Genomic DNA, 18,310 nt, shown 5'->3' on the forward strand with positions numbered 1-18,310 from the left:
TGCCCCCGCGCCGAGGGGCCAAGGTATTGACTAGTTCTATTCAGAAAGTCAGGATGTGAATAACCGCAGCAACATTCCGCCGGGAGCAATCCACCAGGAGGCAGACCATGTCAGGACCTCGCCCTGTCCGAGCGCCGCGCGGTACGGAACCGAGCGCCCTGGGATGGCAGCAGGAGGCCGCTCTGCGGATGCTGCAGAACAACCTCGACCCGGAGGTCGCCGAGCACCCCGACAAGCTCGTCGTGTACGGCGGGACCGGCAAGGCGGCGCGTGACTGGCGCTCCTTCGACGCGATGGTCCGCACGCTGAGGACCCTCAAGCAGGACGAGACGATGCTCGTCCAGTCCGGCCGCCCGGTCGGCGTCATGCAGACCCACGAGTGGGCCCCGCGCGTCCTCATCGCCAACTCCAACCTCGTCGGCGACTGGGCCAACTGGGAGGAGTTCCGGCGCCTGGAGCAGCTGGGCCTGACCATGTACGGCCAGATGACCGCCGGCTCCTGGATCTACATCGGCACCCAGGGCATCCTCCAGGGCACCTACGAGACCTTCGCCGCCGTCGCCGCGAAGAAGTTCAACGGCACCCTCGCCGGAACGATCACCCTCACCGCCGGCCTCGGCGGCATGGGCGGCGCCCAGCCGCTCGCCGTGACCATGAACGACGGTGTGGCGATCTGCATCGACTGCGACCCGCGGGCCATCGAGCGCCGTATCGAGCACCGGTACCTCGACGTGCGCGCCGACTCGCTGGAGCACGCCCTCCAACTGGCCGTCGAGGCCCGTGACGCCCGGCGCCCGCTGTCCATCGGCCTGCTCGGCAACGCGGCGGAGCTGCTGCCGCGCATGCTCGCCGAGGGCGCGCCCATCGACATCGTCACCGACCAGACCTCGGCCCACGACCCGCTGTCGTACCTGCCGCTCGGCGTCGACTTCGACGACATGGCGTCGTACGCGGCGAAGGACCCGGCCGGTTTCACCACCCGCGCGCGTGAGTCCATGGCTCGGCACGTCGAGGCCATGGTCGGCTTCATGGACGCCGGAGCGGAGGTCTTCGACTACGGCAACTCCATCCGCGGTGAGGCCCAGCTCGCCGGATACGACCGGGCGTTCGCCTTCCCCGGCTTCGTCCCCGCCTACATCCGGCCGCTGTTCTGCGAGGGCAAGGGTCCCTTCCGCTGGGCCGCGCTGTCCGGTGAGGCCTCCGACATCGCGAAGACCGACAAGGCGATCCTGGAGCTCTTCCCGGAGAACGAGTCCCTGGCCCGCTGGATCAAGATGGCGGGGGAGAGGGTCCACTTCCAGGGACTCCCGGCCCGTATCTGCTGGCTCGGCTACGGCGAACGCGACAAGGCCGGCGAACGCTTCAACGACATGGTCGCGAGCGGGGAGCTGGCCGCGCCGATCGTCATCGGGCGCGACCACCTCGACTGCGGTTCCGTCGCGTCCCCGTACCGGGAGACCGAGGCGATGCTCGACGGGTCCGACGCGATTGCCGACTGGCCGCTGCTGAACGCGATGGTGAACGTGGCGTCGGGCGCGTCCTGGGTGTCCATTCACCACGGCGGCGGCGTCGGCATGGGGCGGTCGATCCATGCGGGGCAGGTGACGGTGGCGGACGGTACGGCACTGGCCGGCGAGAAGATCCGGCGCGTGCTGACGAACGACCCGGGCATGGGTGTGATCCGGCATGTGGACGCCGGGTACGACATCGCGGAGTCGGTGGCGGGGGAGCGGGGCGTGCGGGTGCCGATGCGTGAGGGTGACGACGCGTGATCCAGCGGGAAGGCGCGGGGGGCGGCAACCGTCCGGTGGGGGCTGAGGTCTCCTCGCCGGGTGCGGATCCGGCTGTGCCCACCCTCCCCCACTCTCGGCTTCGCTCGAGCGGGGGGACCCCCATCGCCCTGCGGAACGACTGCCCACAGCCTGTGGAGGGTGGCGGCGGCCCACAGCCGATGCGGCGGCCCGCACCGACTGCTGTCTCGTTCCAGGAGATGTGGCGCGAGTTGCGACCCATCGGTCGGCATCCCGATACCGGCGGCTACCGGCGCTTCGCCTGGACCCGTGCCGATGATGAGTGTCGGGAGTGGTTCAAGGCGCAGGCGGAGTCGCGTGGGCTGACGTACGAAGTTGACCGGAACGGCAACCAGTGGGCCTGGCTCGGGGACCCCGCCCAAGGGGACGCCGTCGTCACCGGGTCGCATCTGGACTCCGTGCCCGATGGCGGGGCCTTCGACGGGCCCCTCGGGGTCGTGTCCTCCTTCGCCGCGCTCGACGAACTGCGCCACCGCAACGCCCGGTTCACTAAGCCCCTCGCCATCGTCAACTTCGGTGACGAGGAGGGCGCACGCTTCGGGCTCGCCTGCGTCGGGTCGCGGCTGACCGCCGGGCAGCTCACCGTCGAGCAGGCGCATCGGCTGACCGACGGCGACGGGGTCACGCTGCCGCAGGCCATGGAGGCCGCCGGGTACGACCCCGGTGCCATCGGACCGGACCCGGAGCGGCTCGCGCGCATCGGTGCCTTCGTCGAACTGCACGTCGAGCAGGGGCGGGCGCTGGATCTGTCCGGCGACCGGGTGGGCATCGCCAGCGCCATCTGGCCGCACGGGCGGTGGCGGTTCGACTTCCGGGGCGAGGCCAACCACGCGGGGACCACGCGGCTGGTGGACCGGCGTGACCCCATGCTGTCGTACGCCGAGACCGTGCTGGCCGCCCGCCGGGAGGCGCAGCTCGCCGGTGCCGTCGCCACCTTCGGCAAGATCGCCGTCGAGCCCAACGGCGTCAACGCCATCCCTTCCCTGGTGCGCGGCTGGCTCGACTCCCGCGCCGCCGACCAGGCGAGCCTCGACGCGGTGGTCGGCGGCGTCGAGAAGGCCGCCCGTGAGTACGCCGCCGCGCATGGCGTCGACCTCGATGTCGTCCGGGAGTCCTTCACGCCCGTCGTGGAGTTCGACCACGCCCTGCGCGACGAACTGGCCCGCATCCTAGGCAAGGACACCGACCTCACGGTCCCCGTCCTGGGTACTGGTGCCGGACACGACGCCGGGATCCTCTCCGGGAGCATCCCGACCGCCATGCTGTTCGTGCGCAACCCCACGGGCGTCTCGCACTCCCCGGCCGAGTTCGCGGCCGAGGACGACTGCGTGGCCGGGGTGACCGCACTCGCCGACGTACTGGAAGGGCTGGCCTGCACGTGACGCAGACGCAGACGTACTGGCTGGAGCACGCCTGGCTCGGCACGCACGTTGAGCCGGGCGTGGCCGTGGACACGGACGACGGCCGTATCACCGCCCTCCGCACCGACGTCCCCACCCCACCCCCCGGCGCCGAGATCCTCCGCGGGCTGACGCTCCCCGGCCTGGCGAACGCGCACTCGCACGCCTTCCACCGCGCCCTGCGCGGCACCGTCCAGGTCGGCTCCGGGACCTTCTGGACCTGGCGCGAGGTCATGTACTCGTTCGCCGACAGGCTGACCCCGGAGACCTACCACGCCCTCGCCCGCGCCGTGTACGCCGAGATGGCACTGGCGGGGATCACCGCGGTCGGCGAGTTCCACTACGTCCACCACGCCCCGGGTGGCGCCCCGTACGCCGACCCCAACGCCATGGGCGAGGCCCTGATCGCGGCCGCCGCCGAAGCCGGCATCCGTATCACCCTCCTCGACACCGCCTACCTGTCCTCCGGCTTCGGACAGCCCCCCAACACCCACCAGCTCCGCTTCTCCGACGGCAGCGCGGAAGCCTGGGCGGAACGCTGTTCAGTTCTCAAGGAACGGGATCACGCGCGGATCGGGGCGGCGATTCACTCCGTACGGGCCGTGCCCGCCGACCAGTTGGCGACCGTGGCGCGGTGGGCCGAGGAGCGGCGGGCCCCGCTCCATGTGCACCTGTCCGAGCAGACCGCCGAGAACGAGGCGTGCCTGGAAGTCCACGGCTGCACCCCGACGCAGCTCCTCGCCCTGCACGGCGTGCTCGGGCCGCGCACCACCGGCGTCCACAACACCCACCTCACCGCCGAGGACATCTCCCTCATCGGTGGCAGCGGCACCGGCACCTGTATGTGCCCGACGACCGAGCGGGACCTCGCGGACGGCATCGGACCGGCCGTCGCCCTGCAGAACGAAGGCTCCCCGCTCTCCCTCGGCTCCGACAGTCACGCCGTGATCGACCTGCTGGAAGAGGCGCGCGCGATGGAGCTGAACGAGCGGCTGCGCACCCGTACGCGAGGTCACTGGACGGCGGCGGCCCTTCTGCGGGCGGCCTCGGCCGACGGCCACGCGGCCCTCGGCTGGGACGACGTGGGCACCCTGGAGCCGGGCGCACGCGCCGACTTCGCGACGATCGCGCTCGACTCGGTCAGGACAGCAGGGCCGCTTCCGCGGCTCGGGGCCGAGACGGCCGTATTCGCTGCGTCGGCAGCAGACGTGTCGCATATGGTCGTGGGCGGTCGGCACGTCGTACGGGACGGGGTTCACACCCTCGTACCGGATGTGCCGAAAGCCCTCGCGGACGCCGTCGAAGCCCTGCGCGGATGACCCCGGGCCGCCCACCCGCGCGGCCCGCCTCCGCCCCCGAACCCGACCCCACCGCCGACCAGGCCAACAAGGACGCCATGAGCAACGCGACGACCGTCAGCCCCGCCCACTCCGCGAGCACCGCAAGCACGCTCATCACCAACATCGCCGCCCTGGTCACCAACGACCCCTCCCTCGGATGGGGGTCCCCCCGCTCGAGCAAATTCGAGAGTGGGGGAAGATCCCCCCTCGGACTGATCCAGGACGCGGCCGTCGTCATCGAAGGCGACCGCATCGCGTGGACCGGTGATCAAAGCAAAGCACCCGCCACTGACAATCGGGTCGACGCAGGTGGCCGGGCGGTCATCCCCGGCTTCGTCGACTCCCACTCCCACCTCGTATTCGCGGGCGACCGGACGCAGGAGTTCAACGCCCGGATGTCGGGGCGGCCGTACAGCGCGGGCGGCATCCGTACGACGGTCGCCGCCACCCGGGCCGCGAGCGACGAGGAACTCGAAGCCAACCTCACCCGTTACCTGCGCGAGGCCCTCCGCCAGGGCACCACCACGTTCGAGACGAAGTCCGGCTACGGCCTGACCGTCGAGGACGAGTCCCGTGCCCTGCGCATCGCCGCCGCCCACACCGACGAGGTCACCTACCTCGGCGCCCACATCGTCTCCCCGGACTACGCCGACGACCCCGCCGCCTATGTCGCCCTGGTCACCGGCGAGATGCTCGACGCCTGTGCCCCGTACGCCCGTTGGATCGACGTCTTCTGCGAGAGGGGCGCCTTCGACGGCGACCAGGCCCGCGCGATCCTCACCGCGGGCAAGGCGAAGGGCCTGCACCCCCGTATCCACGCCAACCAGCTGTCGTACGGCCCCGGAGTCCAGCTCGCCGTCGAACTGGACGCCGCCAGCGCCGACCACTGCACCCACCTGACGGACGCGGACGTGGACGCCCTCGCGAACGGCAACACGGTCGCCACCCTCCTCCCCGGCGCCGAGTTCTCCACCCGCGCCGAGTGGCCGAACGCCCGCCGCCTCCTCGACGCGGGCGTCACCGTCGCCCTCTCCACCGACTGCAACCCGGGCTCGTCGTTCACCTCCTCCGTCCCCTTCTGCATCGCGCTCGCGGTACGGGACATGGGGATGACGCCGGACGAGGCGGTCTGGTCGGCCACGGCGGGCGGCGCGGCAGCCCTCCGCCGCGACGACATCGGCCGCCTCACCCCGGGCGCCCGCGCCGACCTCGTCCTCCTCGACGCGCCGAGCCATGTGCACCTGGCCTACCGGCCCGGCGTGCCCCTGGTCACCGGCGTGTGGCGGCGGGGCGAGCGGCTGGTCTGAGGGACCTGCGCCCGGCGTCAGGCGCGACACGCGCCGGCCGTCGCCGAGCACGCCACCATCCGCGCCGAGCAGTGCGCGGCGCACGACGCCGACCAGGGTGCAGGGGCCCCAGCCCTCGCGGACTCGGCGGCTTCCCCGGACTCGGTACACCCTGCGGGAGGGGCCCCGGCAGCCGGCGCAGAAGCCACCGGTACAGGAGCCTCCGCCGCCTGCCCCCGATCGGCCACCGCCCGCCCCCAGGCCGTGCCCACGAGGACCAGCACCGCGCCCACCGGCCCCAGCGACCCCGGCCGGTCCCCGGCCAGGGCGATGCCCGCGGCCGCCGCCCACACCGGCTCCGTGCCGAGCAGCAGGCTGACCCGGGACGGCGAGGTGCGCCGGACCGCCCACATCCGCACGAAGAACGCGAACAGCGTGCAGAACGCGGACAGGTACAGCAGCCCCAGCCAGTCCCCGACACCGAGGTCCGCCGCGGCCGTCCACGGCGACGCACCCGTCCCCGGCAGCGCGAAGAGCACGCCGCCCAGCACCCCCGCGCCGCGTGTCTGAACGGCGCTCAGCGCCGCAGCCGCCGCCACCACGAGAACGGGCAGCGCCACGGCGAACCGCAGCACCAGCACGGTCAGCACGGTCTGCGCCGTGGTGACTTCCTTGGCGGCGAGGTAGCTGGAGCCCGGTCAGTTCACGGCGCGCCCGCCCGCCACCGCTGCCCGCTTCCCCCGTTCACCGGCAGCAGCGCCAGACCGCCGTCCCCGTCCGGTGTCACCGCCGTCTCGACCGCGACCGCCGGACGGATCACCCCGTCACCGCCCACCGCGAACTTCAGGTTCTGCCCGTTGCTCCCGTCGACCGACGCGCACTCCCAGATGCCCACGCCCTTGTCGGTGGAGCCGCGGCTGTCCAGGCAGTAGTCGGGGTCGGCGGACGACTGGACGACACCCCGTACCGCGTCGACCCGCCACCGCTGCGTAGGGGACGCCCCGCACGGCGCCGTGACGACATCCGTGCCCTTCTCCATCACCCCGTCGCGGATGTCCAGGCACAGCCCGGAGGCGACGTTCACGACCTGGGCGTAGGAGCCGCTCGGCGGATGTGTCGGCGGAGGCGTCGGGGAGGGCTTCGGGCTCGGAGTGTGCGGCGGGGCCGAACTCCTCGTCGGTGACGGGGACTTCGTGGTGGGTGTCGGCGGGCTTGCCGACACCGTCGCCGTGACCGTCACGGGGGGCGGGGCCACCGGCGTGGTGATGGGGCCGGGGTCGGTCCTGTCCTGGGAGGCGGTCTCGCCCGGTGCGAGCAGGACGACCAGCAGCGGCACCAGGGCCGCGCCGAGTACCGCGGAGGTCAGCGCGAGGCGGCGGTACGGCGGCCGATTCCGTTGCCGGACACGGAAGGTGACGCCCGGCTCGCCGTCGCGTGTGACGTACGCCGTGCCCGCCCACGGCAGCAGCCCCTCGGCCAGCGCGGTGCGCGGGGAGTCGCGCAGGGCGGTCAGCTCCTCGTACGCCGTGGCGCAGTGCACGCAGCGCGCCATGTGGGCGTCCAGGTCGGGGCTGTGGCGTGGGCCGTCGGGCCGTACCGACTCCTCGATGAGCCGACGGAAGTCCCGGCAGCGCGGGTCGTCGGAGGCCGCGAGCCGGGACGTCAGACAGGCCCGGCCCAACGCCTGGAGGGCCTGTTCTGTGCCGTATGTCACGTCCTCGCGGGTGCGGTCGAGCAGTGCGGCCGTGCGCTCGTCGGGTTCCTGCTCCACCACCGCGTACCAGAGCTGTCCCTGGGTGCGGGACGGCAGGGACTGGTACGCCGCGAGCATGGGCGGGACGGGGCCGATCGGGCCTGCCGTGTTCAGGACCAGCAGCAGACCCGCGTCGAGACCGACGGACCGTTCGTCCGCGGCCCACTCCGTGGCCACCCGCACAGTGAGCAGCAGGAGGTGGTGCCGCAACGGCGCGGCGGGGTCGGTGCCGCGGGCCGTCTCGCGGGCCGCGAGCGTGAAGGCCTGCGCCGCGAGCTGCCGGGCGGTGGACTCGCTCGTCGTGCACAGCCGGGCGTAGGCGAGGACCGATGCGCGGTGGCGGGCGCGCAGTTCCTGGAGGGCCGGATACGCGGTGGCGGTGTCGGCGCGCAGCAGTTCCGTCAGCCGTGCGTCGGACGCGCCGGAGTGCGGTGCGGCTCCGGCATCCCTGCCGGTCCCGTCGGCCCGAGCCATCCACCCGCCTCCTCGTGACCCCGTGGCATGTCAAGATCCCTGACGTACCGGCCAGTTTGCGGGTGACCATAGTGGTGGAAGGCGGCCCGTGGGGAGGTCTTTCCGCCAACAACCCGGTAACCGAGAGGTTTCCGGGCATGGCTCGTCCGGCGCCCCGGGAAGGCGCCGGACGACGAGCCGTTACTGCGGGACGGTCGTCACTCCTCGACCGTCAGCGCCTTGCGCAGTCGCCCCAGCGTGCGCGACAGCAGCCGCGACACGTGCATCTGCGAGATACCGAGTTCGTCGCCGATCTCGGACTGGGTCATGTTGGCGACGAAGCGGAGGGAGAGGATCTTCCGGTCCCGGTGCGGGAGTTCGGCGATCAGCGGCTTCAACGACTCGACGTACTCGATGCCTTCGAGCCCGTGGTCCTCGTAGCCGATCCGGTCCGCGAGCGCACCCTCGCTGTCGTCCTCCTCGGGCTGGGCGTCCAGCGACGAGGCGGTGTACGCGTTCGACGCGGCCATGCCCTCGACGACCTCGTCGTGGGAGATGCCCAGGCGCTCGGCCAGTTCTCCCACCGTGGGGGCGCGGTCCAGCTGCTGGGCCAGTTCGTCACCGGCCTTGGCCAGGTCGAGGCGGAGTTCCTGCAACCGGCGCGGCACGCGCACCGACCACGAGGTGTCGCGGAAGAAGCGCTTGATCTCGCCGACGATGGTGGGCATCGCGAAGGTCGGGAACTCGACGCCGCGGCTGAGTTCGAAGCGGTCGATCGCCTTGATCAGGCCGATCGTGCCGACCTGGATGATGTCCTCCATCGGTTCGCTGCGGGAGCGGAACCGGGAGGCGGCGAACTTGACCAGGGCGAGGTTGAGTTCGACGAGCGTGTTGCGGACGTACGAGTACTCGTGCGTGCCTTCCTCGAGGGATTCCAGCCGCTCGAAGAGGGTCTTGGACAGGGCCCGTGCATCGACGGGGCCGACCTCGTCGTACGGGGGGATCTCCGGAAGTCCGGCGAGTACGTCGTCCTGCAGGGCGAGTACGTCGTCCCTGACGGCGAGTGTGTCGGTGTGATCGCCGTTACGCTCGATGGGATCCAGATGTTCCGGAGGGGGTGTCGACGTCGCCGTCCGGGTGTGCGATGCGTCGAGCCGGGGTGACATGATGTCCTCCATCGTTCTCGGCATATGGCTGCCGAAGCCAGTACGTGCACTGCGGTGTGCGGCGCCTCCAAAGCCGGCCGTGTCGGTTACGTGTCTCTACTAGCCCTACCCGCTTTCCTGAGCCGATCGCAAGTCCGTTCTGTGTGAAAATGTCCGTTTCTGGGCGGATGTTCGGCTGTCGAAGGGCGAAGGGAAGGCGTAATGTTCGAGGGCAAACGTCAGCAGCCACGACCTCGGGAGAGAGACGGCATGGACCACGGGACGGTCGGCAGCGCACAGTCGGGCCGGCTTCTGGTGGAGGTGCGGGAAGAGGGCCCCAGCGCCGTCGTGACTCCGGCGGGTGAGTTGGATCACCACACCGCCGATCTGTTGCGTGAACCACTCGAGGAATGCCTCGCCAAGGGTTTCAGTCGACTTGTCGTCGACTGTTCCCGGCTGGAGTTCTGCGACTCCACCGGGCTCAACGTGCTGCTGGGCGCCCGGCTCAAGGCCGAGGCCGCCGGGGGCGGGGTGCACCTGGCGGGCATGCAGCCCGTGGTGGCCCGCGTCTTCGAGATCACCGGAGCCGAGGCGGTCTTCACCGTCCACGATTCGGTCGAGGCAGCCCTGGTCGGTGAGGGCGAGTCCGACTGAGCGCGCCGGTCGTGCCGAACAAGGGGGTGTCCCGCCGGTCGGGCCGGGCAGGAGACATCCTGAACATGTCGGCGGCAATCATGACGGGGGTTGCACGGCGGACCGGCCGAACCGGTCACTTTCCTGCGTGCGGTGTACGGGCCGTGTGTACCCGTGTCGACCGCGTGACCCACACTGAGTATCGAACACTGAGCACACCGCGTGTTCGGAAAGCACTCTTGAAACGTGAACTGGTGAATCGGTGAGGTGAAGCGCTGATGAGCACCACCCGGCCCTACTCGCCGGGCGACCGCGGCCCGGAGCCCAGCGGCGCTTCCGGGGCGTCCGAGGGGGGCGCGTCAGGGACCGGGGCGTCCGTGTCGTCGGCGGCGCGTCAGGCCCGCAGGCTGAGCTTCGACGGCGCGAGCGGCGTCGTCCCGCTCGCCCGCGACTTCGCCCGCCAGGCGCTGTACGCGTGGGGCTGGCTGCCGGCCGCCACCGCGGACCAGCGGGCCGCCGCCGAGGACGTGCTGCTTGTCGTCTCCGAGCTGGTCACCAACGCCTGTCTGCACGCGGAAGGGCCGGACGAGCTGTGGATCGCCTGTGACAACAAGGTGATGCGCATCGAGGTCTCCGACCGCGGCGCCGGCCAGCCGGCCCCGCGCACCCCGCACCGCGCCGGCCGCCCGGGCGGCCACGGCATGTTCATCGTCCAGCGCCTGTGCCTGGACTGGGGGGTCGTGCGCACGCCCGGCGTCGCGGGCAAGACGGTGTGGGCCGAACTCGGAGCGCCCGCGTAACGCCCGCCTGGGGTTACCCGAGGTTCGAACCCCTCTTCGTACGTCACCACACGCACGCCGGATCGTCACAACTCCGGCGTGCTCCGCGTCTTCCCTCCTCAACTCCCCCGGCGTACCTTGACGGCCGATCTGATGTGCCGTCAGGAATGAGGGGACGATGTCGTACCGGAAACGAACCGCCGCGCTCGCGTCCGCCGCGGCCCTGGCCGGCTCGGCGGTGCTGCTCGCCGCCTCGACGGCCCACGCCGAGGTCGTCGACGTCAACTACCAGTGCAAGACGCCGATCGGCGACAAGAGTGCCGTATCGCCGATCGACATCAAGGGCGTCAAGAGCGGCAGCGGCTACAAGATCACCATGTCCTGGCAGAAGGGCGTCTCCTCCAGCCCCGTCGAACTCGGCAAGGGCGCGATGAACCCGAGCGCCACCATCGAACTCGGCGGCGCCGACAGCGGCACGATGAAGGTCACCGGCCCCGCCAACCAGGAAGCGATCCCCGCCGACACCCCGATCAAGATCAACGACCTGTCCGGCACCTACACCCCGAAGAAGACGGGCAAGGTCACCTTCACGGCGGGCGTACTCACCATCAAGGCCCTCGGTACGACCACCACCTGCACGCCCAGCAACGATCCCGGACCGTCCCTGACCCTCGACGTCACGGCGGCGGTCGGCGGTGGCTCGACCGGCACCCAGAGCGGCAGCGACACCGGAGCCGAGCTCCCGCAGACCGGCCCCGAGGACTCCGCGATCGCCCTCGGCACGCTCGGTGGAACGGTCCTGCTCGCGGGCGCGGCGGGCGCGCTGTGGCTGACACGCCGGAACCAGGCGGTACGCGTCCGCCGCTGACCGTGCCGGTATGCCCGCCCCTCACCCGCCGCCGCTTCTCAACGAGGCGTTGATGGAGCCGCCGATGTCGTACGCCGCCCGTGTCGTGTGCCTGTCCCTCCTCGCCCTGCTGTGCGCCGCCCCGACGGCGACCGCTGCCGACGGCTGGTCCGTCGCGCCCGCCGGCGGCGGACGCCCGTCCTTCTACGCCGAGGGCACGCCCGGAACCGCCCTGCAGGACACGGTGTCCGTGACCAACCGTGCCGGGCACCCGGTCACCGTACGGCTGCGCGGCACCGGCGTCCCGGTCACCTTCGCCGACGCCGAGGTGCGCGTGCCCGCCCGCACCCGCGCCGACATCCCGTTCACCGTGACCGTTCCCGAGGGGGCCGTGCCGGGGGACCGCGCGGGCACGATCGTCGTACGCGACGCCGACGGCCGCTCCCGGTCCGTCTCCCTGCGGCTGCGCACCGGCGGTCCGACGCTGTCCGCGCTGACCGTCGAGCATGTGGTCGTGGACGGTGACCGCATCACGTACGACCTGGTCAACCGGGGTACGACGGTCCTCGTACCGACCCTCGCCGTGCACGCCGACGGCGTCCTCGGCACCGTTCTCGACCGGTCCTCGCGCACCCTGCCGCTCCAGCTGCCGCCCGGCCACCGGGTGCGGCTCGACGAACCGTGGCCCGACCGGCCCGCCCTGGACGCGGTCGACGTCCGGCTGACGGTGACCGCGGCGGGCGGGGCGCGCGACACGGCGCAGGCGTCGGCGCGGTTCGTGCCGTGGGGCGGGGTGGCAGGGGTCGGTGCGCTGATCGTCGTAGCGGCGGCCGGGGCGGTCGTACGACGTCGAAGGCGCCGTACGACCGAGAGCGAGCCGGAACTCCGGTGGGAACAAGCCGAGTTGACGGGAGCGATGCGGTGATGACGCGGATCCCTGTGCTGATCGCGGCACTTGCGCTGCTCCTCGTGCCCCTCACGCCGGCCGCTGCCGCCGACGGGCCCACCGTGAAGCTGTCCAAGTCCCAGGCGGGAACCGGCGGTTCGGTCACCGTGACCGGCAGCGGATGGCGGGAGCGGGCGCTGCTGATGATCCTGATCTGCGGGCAGTCGGTGCCGTCCAGGGGCGTGATCGGCGGCACCAACTCCTGCGCCAACGCCGACGGCCGGGCCGTCACCACCGACGCCGAGGGCCGCTTCCGCAAGGAGCTGCCGGTCGCCGAGCCGCCGGTGCCGTGCCCGTGCGTGGTGCACGTCGCCACCGTGACCGGGGCGAAGGCGCAGGCCGACGCGATCTTCCAGGTCGCCGGGCACGCCGTCGAACCGCTGCCCGCGGAACCGGCCGGCGGCCGGCTGTCGGTGCTCAACGACACCCGGCTGGACGGCTCCAGCGGGCTGCTCACCTGGTTCGGGGCGCCCCCCGCCCGCACCCTCGTCTTCACCGTCGGCAACGTCGGCACCTCGGCGATCAAGAACCCGGTCTTCCAGGTCGGCACCTCGCACGGTGTGTTCGCGCCGCAGTGGGAGGAGCAGCAGTGGCGGGGCACCATCGAGCCCGGCCGCAAGGCACGGATCAGGCTGCCGGTGGAGCTGGCGGCCGGGGCGCACGGCGACTACACCGTCTCGCTGAAGTACGGCGGCAAGGTGCTCGCCGAGCAGCCCTGGGGCGTGGGCCGGCCGTGGGGCGTGACCCTGTTCCGGGTCCTGGTGTGCCTGGTCGTACCGGCCGCGGTCTTCCGTATCGGGATGGCCGTGGTGGACCGGGTCCGCCCGCCCCGGCCGGGCGGCACCCGCCACCGGGGCCTGCGACCGCCCGAACTCACCTTGCGCCTGCCGCGGTTGACCTCGCGCGAGCAGGCGCCCGCATCGGCTTCGACCCTGCCGTGGTTCACCCCGGACGCCGATCCGGGCACGGCCGGTCGGCTCTCCGCACCGCACGACGACAGCCCGACGAGTCCTACGACTCCCTCCAGGAAGGGAACCACGTGAGCGAGAGAAGGAGAGTCACACCGGTCGGCCGACGTGGTCGTCCTCGCGGAAGCAGAACGTCAGCGGCGGGCGTCGCCCTGATGCTCGGCGGCGCGGGTGTCCTGCTCGGCGTGGCCGCCGGGCCCGCGCAGGCCGCGGAGGTGTCGTACGCGACCGAGTGCATCCCGCCCTCGATCTCCGGGCTGCCGCCGGTCCAGGGGACGACGAAGGTGGAGATCACCGCCCCCGCGGAGGCGAAGGTCGGGGACGAGGTGGAGATCGTCTGGAAGTTCGTCCAGGCGGCGTCCAAGAACCCCGACATCCTCGACCTGGAGAAGGACACGGTCCAGCCGACCGGCACGCTGAAGGCGGCCGGCGCGCAGACGGCCGATGTCGCCATGGAGGGGCCCCGGCAGAACCCGCCGATCCCCAAGAACAGCGACATGAAGCTGTCCGACATGAAGGGCAAGCTGAAGCTGACGGCGCCGGGCGAGGTGTCCCTGACCCCGGACGCGTACAACATCAACGTCAACAAGCCGATCTCGACGGACACCAAGTGCTCCCCGAAGGAGACGGTGAAGCCGGCGGCGACCATCAAGGTGACGGACGGGGGCGGGACTTCGGGCGGTACGACGGGAGGCCTGCCGACGGTCGTCCCGACGCTGCCGACGAGCGTGCCGACCGGTCTGCCGACGGGGTCGTCGAGCCCGACGCCGACGTCGACGCCCAGCGAGAGCGAGACGGGCTCGGACTCCGGTGGGGGCGGTTCTTCGGGCACGGGCGGCGGAGGCGGCGGCCAGACCGACTTCACCGGCAAGGAGGTCCAGGTCCCGTACGAGTGCAAGACACCGATCGGCGACAAGAACGCGACCTCGCCGGTGCAGATCAACGCGAAGAAGAACGGCGGGAGTTTCGACCTCACCGTGCAGTTCAAGAAGTCGGTGATGGACAGCCCTGCCGACATCCCGAAGGACTCCGTCAAGCCGTCGATGGAGGTGGTCCTGGGCGGTGCCGACACCGGCACGGTCCATGTGGAGGGCCCCACCAACGCCGAGGACATCAAGGCGGGCGACCCGATCGAGATCCCCGACCTCACCGGCACCTACAAGCCGGGCGCGAGCGGTGAGTCGACCCTGTCGCCGGGTGTCCTGACGATCGAGGCGCTGGGCACGACCACGACGTGCACACCGGCGAAGACCGAGGTCTCACTGACCCTGGACACCACCGAACAGGAGGGTGGCGCCTCGGGCGGCGGTTCGGCGTCCGGCGGCACATCGAGCGGCACGTCTCCCGACGGCGGCCTCGCGGAGACGGGCGCGGAGGACAACGGCGGCCTGAAGGCGCTGGGGCTGGTGGCGGGGACGGTGATCCTGCTGGGCGGCGCGTTCCTCACGTTCCTGCCGCGACGGCGGGTGCGGTAGCGCCGAGTGGGCGCCTTCTCGCGAGGCGCCCACCTCAGTGTTCCGCGGCCGGTCCGTTCAGGGTTTGCCGATGTCGACGGCCCACACTCCCGTACCGTCGTAGGCCTCAGGCGTGGCGGTCAGTACCTGTCCTTCGGTCGCACCGGCAGCCGCTGCGTAGACGGCGTGCCCGTATGTCCAGTCCAGTCCGGTGGCCACAGCCTGCTCGACGGCGGCGGCGCCGGAGAAGTCGAGCGGCAGGAACTCGAGGCCGGGGAGCGCACCGATGTGCGCCGCCACCCCGGGGCGTTCCAGACTCGCTGCCACCAAGCACAACGCCGGGACGTGTGCGCGCTGGTGCGGCTCGTCGACCTCGACGACGGCCAGACCCGAGAGCAACCGGTGGCCGCGGCACAGGGCGAGGACCGCCGTATGGTCCAGGATGATCACCGGCGTTCCCCCAGCTGCCGGGCCGCAATGGCGGCGCGCCATTCCTGCGCCTCGCGTACGTCGTCCTCGGTGAAGTCCGTGCGCAGGTTGGCCTGGACGTAGGCGATCGCTCGAGCTGTACGCTCCGCTCGCTCCGTCTCCGTGGGCGTCGCGGCGACCACGCGTTCCACATAGGCACGCGTACTGAGGCCGCGTTCCTCGGCGAGGGTGCGCAGACGATCCCTTATCGACTCACTGATCTTGATGGTGGTGTCGGCCATACATGAAGAATACAACTGAATACCAGGCGGGCTGTAGCAACGCCGAAGGGCGGCCGCACCATCCGGCGCGGCCGCCCTCCGTCGGTTGTTTCAGGGCTCAGCGAACGTCGCCCATGAGCTCCTTCACCCTGTTGCGGTACATCCAGACCGCCACACCGGCGACCACGGCGAGCCCGGCCTCGAGGGCCACGATGCCCGTCTTGTTGAGGTCGACGCCGGCGATGGAGAGCAGGCCGGTCGTGGCGTCACCGGCGGTGACGGCCAGGAACCAGACGCCCATCATCTGGGAGGCGTACTTGGCGGGCGCCATCTTCGTGGTGACCGACAGGCCCACCGGGGAGAGCAGCAGCTCACCGACGGTCTGCGTGAAGTAGATCGCCACGAGCCACATCGCGGCCGCCTTGTGACCACCCTCGGCGATCGACAGCGGGGCAAGGAAGAGGAAGAAGGACGCACCGACCAGAACCAGACCCGAGGCGAACTTCACGATCGTGCTCGGCTCCTTGCCGCGCCGGTTCAGCGCGAGCCAGAACCAGGCGAAGACCGGGGCCAGGGCCATGATCAGGACCGGGTTGACCGACTGGTACCAGGAGACCGGGAACTCCCAGCCGAGGACGCTGTTGTCGGCCGACGACTCGGCGAAGATCGACAGGGTCGAGCCGCCCTGGTCGTAGATCATCCAGAAGATGGCCGCGGCGACGAAGAACCAGATGTACGCGGACATCTTCGACTGCTCGGCGCGGTCCAGCTCCTTGTCGCGCTTGATCCGGGTCAGCACCATGACCGGGATGATCACACCGAGCAGGGTCAGCGGGACCAGGATCCAGTTCAGCGTGTAGTGGCCGGAGAAGCCGACGATCGCGTAGAAGACGACGGCGATACCGGCCCAGATCGCGGCCTTGCGCAGCGTCGAGGCCCTCTCGTCGGCGGACAGCGGCTTGGGGGCGACGCTCGAGTGCGCGTCCAGGTGGCGGCTGCCGAGCAGGAACTGGGCCAGACCCAGCGCCATGCCGAGGGCGGCCAGCGCGAAGCCCAGGTGCCAGTCGACGTTCTCACCGATGGTGCCGATGATCAGCGGCGCGGCGAAGGCACCCAGGTTGATGCCCATGTAGAAGACGGTGAAGCCGCCGTCGCGGCGCGGGTCGTCCGGGCCGTCGTAGAGGTGGCCGACCATCGTGGAGATGTTGGCCTTCAGAAGACCCGAACCGATCGCGACCAGGCCGAGACCCGCGTAGAAGGTTCCGGAGGCGGGCAGCGCCAGCGTGAGGTGGCCCAGCATGATCACCGCACCGGCGACGGCCACGGTCTTGCGCGGGCCCCAGACCCGGTCACCGAACCAGCCGCCCGGCATCGCAAGCAGGTACACCAGCGACACGTACACCGAGTAGATCGCCGTGGCCGTGGCCGCGTCGAGGTGCAGGCCGCCCGGCGCGACGAGGTACAGCGGGAGCAGAGCCCTCATGCCGTAGTAGGAGAACCGCTCCCACATCTCGGTCATGAAGAGAGTGGCCAGTCCGCGGGGGTGGCCGAAGAAGGTCTTCTCGGAGCCGGGGGTGCCCGGGGAGACCGAGTCCTTCGTCAGGCTGGACGCCATGGTCGATCCTTGCTGGTCGGGACGCGTTCCAAGAGCGATACGCGCCCGGTGGGGGACGGCCGGCGCCGGCGGGTTCGGCCGGCCACCCCACGCCCCCGGGGAGTCCGCTCCGGATCACGGAGCGGTGGACGGCGCCCACCGGGATCCACGCCCCGCGCGTGGTGCGCGCAAGGCCCGGCCACAGGTCATTCCTCACACAAAAACAGACCTTCAGCGTCACTTCGCTGAAGGTCCCGGGTGATGCAGGCGTTCCATCACCATACGTCATGACACTGCCAGATATGGAAGGACTTGAGAGACGGATCACAGGTGTCGGGGGAACCGTAGACACCCATTCGAAGGTCCTTCCCGGGATCGCACCCCTCAGCCATAGGTTCGTACCAGCACACCCGAGGGTAGGAATCCGAGCCCTGCGATCGGCCTCCGGCACTTGTCAGGGGCGGACTACCATCACCTCATGACCCGAGTACTGCTCGCCGAGGACGACGCGTCCATCTCGGAGCCGCTGGCTCGCGCACTGCGCCGGGAGGGCTACGAGGTCGAGGTGCGTGAGGACGGACCCACCGCGCTCGACACGGGACTCCAGGGCGGCGTCGACCTGGTCGTGCTGGACCTGGGCCTGCCCGGTATGGACGGTCTCGAGGTGGCCCGCCGACTGCGTGCCGAAGGCCACACCGTGCCGATCCTGATCCTGACCGCACGCGCCGACGAGGTGGACACCGTCGTCGGGCTCGACGCCGGCGCCGACGACTACGTCACCAAGCCTTTCCGGCTCGCCGAGCTGCTCGCCCGCGTCCGCGCCCTGCTGCGGCGCGGCGCCGCCGAGCCCCAGCAGCCGCCCGCCACGCACGGCGTGCGCATCGACGTCGAGTCGCACCGCGCCTGGATGGGCGAGGAGGAGCTCCAGCTCACCGCCAAGGAGTTCGACCTGCTGCGGGTCCTGGTCCGGGACGCCGGGCGGGTGGTCACCCGCGACCAGCTGATGCGCGAGGTCTGGGACACCACCTGGTGGTCGTCCACCAAGACGCTCGACATGCACATCTCCTGGCTGCGCAAGAAGCTGGGCGACGACGCGGCCAACCCCCGGTACATCGCGACCGTGCGCGGTGTGGGCTTCCGTTTCGAGAAGAGCTGAGCCACGGCGTCCCCGCACATGAGGCCGAGCCACAGCTTCCCTACAAGTAAGTAAGA

The 18,310-nt window shown here is 71.1% G+C and carries 17 protein-coding genes; 11 read left to right on the top strand and 6 right to left on the bottom strand.

Annotated features, from left to right (window positions below):
* Positions 1 to 107 precede the first annotated feature (107 nt).
* From hutU to hutI, 4 genes are all read left to right on the top strand, one after another.
* Entirely contained in the window at positions 108 to 1,772 is a 1,665-nt protein-coding gene (hutU, locus tag ACKTSN_RS28395) for a urocanate hydratase (RefSeq protein ID WP_409471700.1), read from the top strand.
* A gap of 179 nt (positions 1,773 to 1,951) precedes the next feature.
* A complete protein-coding gene (locus ACKTSN_RS28400; protein WP_409471701.1) occupies positions 1,952 to 3,193 on the top strand; it encodes an allantoate amidohydrolase in 1,242 nt (413 codons plus the stop codon).
* Positions 3,190 to 4,530 carry a formimidoylglutamate deiminase gene (locus ACKTSN_RS28405; protein ID WP_409471702.1) on the top strand — a complete coding sequence of 447 codons (1,341 nt, stop codon included), beginning with the start codon at positions 3,190 to 3,192 and terminating at the stop codon, positions 4,528 to 4,530. Before ACKTSN_RS28400 ends, ACKTSN_RS28405 begins: the two co-directional genes overlap by 4 nt.
* The gene (hutI, locus tag ACKTSN_RS28410) at positions 4,527 to 5,858 is read left to right on the top strand and encodes an imidazolonepropionase (RefSeq protein WP_409471703.1); all 1,332 of its coding nucleotides are present in this window, start codon (positions 4,527 to 4,529) and stop codon (positions 5,856 to 5,858) included. Before ACKTSN_RS28405 ends, hutI begins: the two co-directional genes overlap by 4 nt.
* Before the next feature lie 17 nt (positions 5,859 to 5,875).
* Here hutI and ACKTSN_RS28415 read toward each other — a convergent pair whose 3' ends face one another.
* From ACKTSN_RS28415 to ACKTSN_RS28425, 3 genes are all read right to left on the bottom strand, one after another.
* Positions 5,876 to 6,487 carry an EamA family transporter gene (locus tag ACKTSN_RS28415; protein ID WP_409471704.1) on the bottom strand — a complete coding sequence of 204 codons (612 nt, stop codon included), beginning with the start codon at positions 6,485 to 6,487 and terminating at the stop codon, positions 5,876 to 5,878.
* Positions 6,488 to 6,540: 53 nt separating this feature from the next.
* Positions 6,541 to 8,064 (bottom strand): RICIN domain-containing protein, encoded by a 1,524-nt coding sequence (locus ACKTSN_RS28420; RefSeq protein WP_409471705.1) that lies wholly within the window; start codon positions 8,062 to 8,064, stop codon positions 6,541 to 6,543.
* Positions 8,065 to 8,261: 197 nt separating this feature from the next.
* Positions 8,262 to 9,209 (bottom strand): RNA polymerase sigma factor SigF, encoded by a 948-nt coding sequence (locus ACKTSN_RS28425; protein ID WP_409471706.1) that lies wholly within the window; start codon positions 9,207 to 9,209, stop codon positions 8,262 to 8,264.
* 249 nt (positions 9,210 to 9,458) lie between these two features.
* Here ACKTSN_RS28425 and ACKTSN_RS28430 point away from each other — a divergent pair, with 249 nt between their 5' ends.
* The 6 genes from ACKTSN_RS28430 to ACKTSN_RS28455 all read left to right on the top strand — a co-directional run bounded on the left by ACKTSN_RS28430 (position 9,459) and on the right by ACKTSN_RS28455 (position 14,836).
* Positions 9,459 to 9,842 carry an STAS domain-containing protein gene (locus tag ACKTSN_RS28430; RefSeq protein ID WP_409471707.1) on the top strand — a complete coding sequence of 128 codons (384 nt, stop codon included), beginning with the start codon at positions 9,459 to 9,461 and terminating at the stop codon, positions 9,840 to 9,842.
* Positions 9,843 to 10,099: 257 nt separating this feature from the next.
* Positions 10,100 to 10,621, top strand: a complete 522-nt coding sequence (locus ACKTSN_RS28435) for an ATP-binding protein (RefSeq protein ID WP_409471708.1) — start codon at positions 10,100 to 10,102, stop codon at positions 10,619 to 10,621.
* 157 nt (positions 10,622 to 10,778) lie between these two features.
* Positions 10,779 to 11,468 carry an LPXTG cell wall anchor domain-containing protein gene (locus tag ACKTSN_RS28440; protein ID WP_409471709.1) on the top strand — a complete coding sequence of 230 codons (690 nt, stop codon included), beginning with the start codon at positions 10,779 to 10,781 and terminating at the stop codon, positions 11,466 to 11,468.
* Between the two features lie 64 nt (positions 11,469 to 11,532).
* The gene (locus tag ACKTSN_RS28445; RefSeq protein ID WP_409474945.1) at positions 11,533 to 12,372 is read left to right on the top strand and encodes a hypothetical protein; all 840 of its coding nucleotides are present in this window, start codon (positions 11,533 to 11,535) and stop codon (positions 12,370 to 12,372) included.
* Positions 12,372 to 13,436 (top strand): hypothetical protein, encoded by a 1,065-nt coding sequence (locus tag ACKTSN_RS28450; RefSeq protein ID WP_409471710.1) that lies wholly within the window; start codon positions 12,372 to 12,374, stop codon positions 13,434 to 13,436. The genes ACKTSN_RS28445 and ACKTSN_RS28450 overlap by 1 nt, the downstream gene beginning before the upstream one ends.
* Positions 13,437 to 13,516: 80 nt before the next feature.
* Complete coding sequence (locus ACKTSN_RS28455) at positions 13,517 to 14,836, top strand: hypothetical protein (protein ID WP_409471711.1); 1,320 nt, start codon at positions 13,517 to 13,519, stop codon at positions 14,834 to 14,836.
* Between the two features lie 57 nt (positions 14,837 to 14,893).
* Here the strand turns inward: ACKTSN_RS28455 and ACKTSN_RS28460 are convergent, their stop codons facing one another.
* The 3 genes from ACKTSN_RS28460 to ACKTSN_RS28470 all read right to left on the bottom strand — a co-directional run bounded on the left by ACKTSN_RS28460 (position 14,894) and on the right by ACKTSN_RS28470 (position 17,119).
* A complete protein-coding gene (locus ACKTSN_RS28460; protein WP_409471712.1) occupies positions 14,894 to 15,265 on the bottom strand; it encodes a hypothetical protein in 372 nt (123 codons plus the stop codon).
* Entirely contained in the window at positions 15,262 to 15,525 is a 264-nt protein-coding gene (locus tag ACKTSN_RS28465; RefSeq protein WP_409471713.1) for a hypothetical protein, read from the bottom strand. Before ACKTSN_RS28465 ends, ACKTSN_RS28460 begins: the two co-directional genes overlap by 4 nt.
* A 97-nt stretch (positions 15,526 to 15,622) precedes the next feature.
* Positions 15,623 to 17,119: an oligopeptide:H+ symporter gene (locus tag ACKTSN_RS28470; RefSeq protein WP_409471714.1), complete on the bottom strand. Its 1,497-nt coding sequence runs from the start codon at positions 17,117 to 17,119 to the stop codon at positions 15,623 to 15,625.
* A gap of 457 nt (positions 17,120 to 17,576) precedes the next feature.
* Here ACKTSN_RS28470 and ACKTSN_RS28475 point away from each other — a divergent pair, with 457 nt between their 5' ends.
* Complete coding sequence (locus ACKTSN_RS28475) at positions 17,577 to 18,254, top strand: response regulator transcription factor (RefSeq protein WP_409471715.1); 678 nt, start codon at positions 17,577 to 17,579, stop codon at positions 18,252 to 18,254.
* Positions 18,255 to 18,310: the final 56 nt, after the last annotated feature.

Origin of the sequence: Streptomyces flavusporus, from assembly GCF_046267975.1 — a bacterium.
GTDB classification, from domain to species: domain Bacteria; phylum Actinomycetota; class Actinomycetes; order Streptomycetales; family Streptomycetaceae; genus Streptomyces; species Streptomyces flavusporus.